This window comes from Deltaproteobacteria bacterium (assembly GCA_023382265.1).
Taxonomy (GTDB): domain Bacteria; phylum JAMCPX01; class JAMCPX01; order JAMCPX01; family JAMCPX01; genus JAMCPX01.
The window spans coordinates 1-4,067 of record JAMCPX010000066.1 but is presented as its reverse complement, the minus strand read 5'-3'; the positions used below and the strand labels follow the sequence as shown (position 1 = coordinate 4,067).

Sequence of the window (4,067 nt, the reverse complement as noted above, 5' to 3'; positions counted from 1 at the left end):
GGTTGTTCCCAGAATCTACAACATAAACGTTTCCAGCATTGTCCAAAGCTATACCTCTTGGTTGATTAAACAATCCCGATGATATTCCATAACCACCCCAGCTAAAAGCAAGCACGTAAGGGAACTGCAGGTCTAAAGCAACGGTACTCGTTGTTGTTAACCCTCCTGACAACGTCGTCGTAGAAATTGGTGCTGATAAACTACTTTCAAGCCCTGTTGGAACAACTGCCGATACTGCATAATAATACGTTGTATTTGAGAACAGGCTTGTTTGAACATAAGGACTTGTTACATTTGCTATCTCGTTACTGCCGGTTGTAATAGGTAAGCTGTATGACCAATATATATTATACGATGATGCGCCATTTGCTGGACTCCAGCTTAATGTGACAGATGTCGTTAATGGAGAAGCTGTGAGACCTGTTGGAGGAAGTGCCTGCGTATAGAATGTTTGATCGGGACTCTGCGATGTTCCCCCTCCGTTATATGCTATTACATTCCAGTGATACATAGTACCTGAGGTAAGTGAAGATATAACAGCACTGATGAGCTGATTCGATGTGCCGGTTATAAATTGCGTAGTCGTACTGATCCCGTAACTGCTTGTTAAGCCATAATCAAAAAATACGCTTGTCGCATCCCCTCTTGGATTGATCAATGAGCTTAATGTTGCAGAGGTCGTGGTTATGCCTGACACGGGCTGAAATGCAACCCACGGCGGATTTATTCCTGCACTTACCATAGACATCACTATAGATAATGCGTAAGTAGGTTGACTGAGGTCTACACCGCTTACATTACCGCTGTATATAAGATTGCCTGTTGCGCCCACATTATCATAAGCATTTGCAGTAAATGTTCTTTGAGGGCCGTATGGTACTGTAACGCTCATAATAATATCTTGTGAGGTCACCGTTATATTCTGGGTCTGAACAATGCTTGGACTTATATCACTTGCCGATACAGTAATCTGAATAGATTTTATCATTGTGATATTCGTAGACAACGTGTTCAGCAACGATAGTGGAACAATATCAGAAAGTTTTAAGTTTAATGTTACCTGTGAAGTTTTTATCGAGTTTGTTGATTGATGTTTATAAGTTCCACAAGAAGAAAAAACAAAAACAATCATCCATATCAACGATAAGAACAATCCCCTCATCCATCCATATCCTAACCTTTTTAAATCCATCTTTCCCTCCTTATTATTTAGTATTCCAAAGCAAGGGCGGGCAAAGCCCGCCCTTATCATCATTCTTGCTCACTGAAAAAGGAACGATCAATTGCCGAGGCAAAAACTTTCGTATTCGATGTCAGTGCAAAGATGAGAAAAATCCATAAAACCTTTATCATCTTTTTCTTCATAAATAATGTTTTTATTCTGTTCCATTATCCCTCTACCCTTTTCAAATGTCCACTAGCCAACTGGCTAGTCTTGTTTTTGCAACGTATTTAAATATAAGGGCTTTTTAAATTTGATGATTTTTGCTGGTTTTCAGAAGTTTAGAATACTCCGTTCTCAAGCTCCTTGACCTTATTGAGAAACTCAGTTCTGTTGGAAACATAAAATGTGTCGTAGAGATGGGAGAGATGATATTTAACGTTACAGGTTTTAAGGTTAGCGAGCCGTGCTATTTCGTTATTGCTGAATCCCTTGCTTAGATACGAAATGATCTTGAACTCATTTAAAGAAATCTTGTATTCGGATTTCAGGATTTTGAATAAATCCATCTTCCTCAATCTTCTCTTAGTCAGGGTCATAAGATAGAACTTGTTTTTACCGATCGTTACCACCTTTATCATAAGAAAAAACTGGGAATCATGGTTGGACTGTATTCTCATCACTGCTCTTTTTCTCATACCCATATTGTGGATATATTTTGACAAAACGGCAGATCGATCTGTCCCGAAGCATTTGTTGAAAAGGTGTTCGAACCTGCTGTTTTCTAAAACAACATTAAAAGAGCTGTCCACAAGGGCAACCCCCTGTTCAAGATACTCAAGAATATCTATAGGAAAAATATCTTGTTTCATATCTCTCATATCCTTATGTATATAGCGCATTTTTTCGGAAACTGAAAGTATCATGGTAAGCTATTTCCTATCACGGATCTGCTTACAGATTACTTACAGATTGCGAAAAATCGGCAAATCCATTGTTTCGGTGACAATCTGTTCTTATCGGGGAAAAGACAGCAGAGAAGATGAATTGGGAAAAAAAAAGGCGAGGCAGTGCCTCGCCTTTAAGAACGGTTTTAGATTTTAATTAAAATAATAGTGTATACCGGCCTGCAGGAAGTCTGCGGTATTGAAACCAAGGTTATCGCCTGCAAAGTGATCTCCGCTACCCGAGTATGATTGATAACCAAGTCCTAATTCTATGTTGAATCCGAGTTCTGGTAACTGGGGTATAAAGAATTCTGGTCCTGCAAAGAAATTCACCCCTGTTCCTATCAATACACCATTAGTTTTAGAATCTACATCTGTGTACATTAATGTCATGCCCGCATTGAAGTTTACGTACTGCTTCGAGATGATAGCATAAAATGCTTTTAGCCCCACATCAAATACGTTTGCGTCACCGCCGAGCTGACCTGCATATTGATTTCCTCCAAGATCGAACTCACCGCCGATAGGGCCTACCAGGACTCGAAAAGAAATATCCGAGGGAGCTTCGGAAGTACCGGGGAAATTAGGTGATACATACATTTGCTTGTTAAAGCCTACACCAAACCTGGGAGTCCACTGGGATGTACCGGTATCCTGTCTCATCTGATACCTTTGCCCCTGATCATTTTGTCTCCTTACATAACCCGCTTTTGCCGAAACTGTTAAACCGAGTATTATCAATGATGCTATGACGCTTACGCTTATTTTTTTCATTTTTCCTCCTTTAAAGATATTTAGTATTTTTATATCTCTTTTTGCATGGTTTGTCAAAACTTTTTTGCAGACCTTTTCATGCAATCCGCACACACGACTATCGTCTTCGGCACTACGAGTTTCAAATAACTCGAGTCGGGTTTATCCTGTTCATTACTTGCTATCGTAACCGGTTCCGTATCCCCGGTAACCTCGATATAGTAATCGACGATAACATGATCTTTAAAATGGATGGTTTGATGAACAGGCCTGCCGCACTTTGAGCAGTAAAGGACCGACATACTATGCCCTGATCGAATTATACGGGCAGATTGCGGAGCTTTGATGGTACAGGCTTGAAAGATTCCAGTTCTTTGCTTGTTTTCAGTGTCAGGCTGCCGGCGCTCTTACACGCCTGACATTCTGCCGTCCATACAAATGCTTCATGTCCGCAACGAGGACACACGTACGGAAACTTTAATTGTATACCGCCCGCCTGGGTGGATTTCAATTTTTTATATGCCGAGGAATAATCTCCTCTTTTCGCCAATAGTTCCGCATTGAGTATCTCTGTCGACGGTATGCGTATCCATTTATTATCGAGATAGGAGAGCTGCTCGGAAGCATCGTCGACCATTTCGAGCCGGAGCAGAAGTTTCGCAAACATAATTCTTGTCAGCAGGTCTTCCGGACTGTCGGACAGCAATCTCCGGTAGAACCGGATCAGCTCGAAAGGATTGTCATGTTTCAGATAAATATCCTCCATCCTGATCAGGAATACCGCATTGTGTGTCATTGCATACCCTGCCTCCCATTCCTCGATGGCCTTTTCCATATCACCTTTGTTGTTCAGTAGTATTTCCCCGCTTGTTATAAACGCAGGTACAAATTCCGGATTGAGTTTCTTCACATCACCGAGTTTTTTCAGTGCAAGGTCTGCGTCACCGCTCTGAAGGATCGCGAGGGCGTATTTATATTTCAGTTCTCCCAGCCTCAGCCGCTGCTCTTTATAGTCCTGCGTCCCTTTCGCAAGCTTCATGATAATCTTATGCGTCCTGTAAGCCTCTTCCGCCTTTTCTGCTGCTATGTAGGCATCTCTCAGGAGAGAGAGGAAATGGATATTTTCTTCCTCTATGCTCACCAGTTTTTTCCCCACATCTATCATACTATTCAGTTCTTTTGTAAGAGCGTATACCCTGTACAGG

The 4,067-nt window shown here is 41.4% G+C and carries 5 protein-coding genes; all 5 read right to left on the bottom strand.

Annotation, left to right across the window (positions count from 1 at the left end; translation table 11 throughout):
- Positions 1–1,192 (bottom strand): hypothetical protein (locus tag M1381_11685; protein ID MCL4479732.1); only part of this gene is annotated, 1,192 nt, incomplete at its 3' end.
- A gap of 311 nt (positions 1,193–1,503) precedes the next feature.
- The gene (locus tag M1381_11680) at positions 1,504–2,034 is read right to left on the bottom strand and encodes a LuxR C-terminal-related transcriptional regulator (GenBank protein MCL4479731.1); all 531 of its coding nucleotides are present in this window, start codon (positions 2,032–2,034) and stop codon (positions 1,504–1,506) included.
- 228 nt (positions 2,035–2,262) lie between these two features.
- Positions 2,263–2,883: a hypothetical protein gene (locus tag M1381_11675; protein MCL4479730.1), complete on the bottom strand. Its 621-nt coding sequence runs from the start codon at positions 2,881–2,883 to the stop codon at positions 2,263–2,265.
- Positions 2,884–2,936: 53 nt separating this feature from the next.
- Positions 2,937–3,164, bottom strand: coding sequence for a hypothetical protein (locus tag M1381_11670; GenBank protein MCL4479729.1), 228 nt, complete (start codon positions 3,162–3,164; stop codon positions 2,937–2,939).
- 17 nt (positions 3,165–3,181) lie between these two features.
- The coding region (locus M1381_11665) for a hypothetical protein (protein MCL4479728.1) at positions 3,182–4,067 on the bottom strand (886 nt) is incomplete at its 5' end.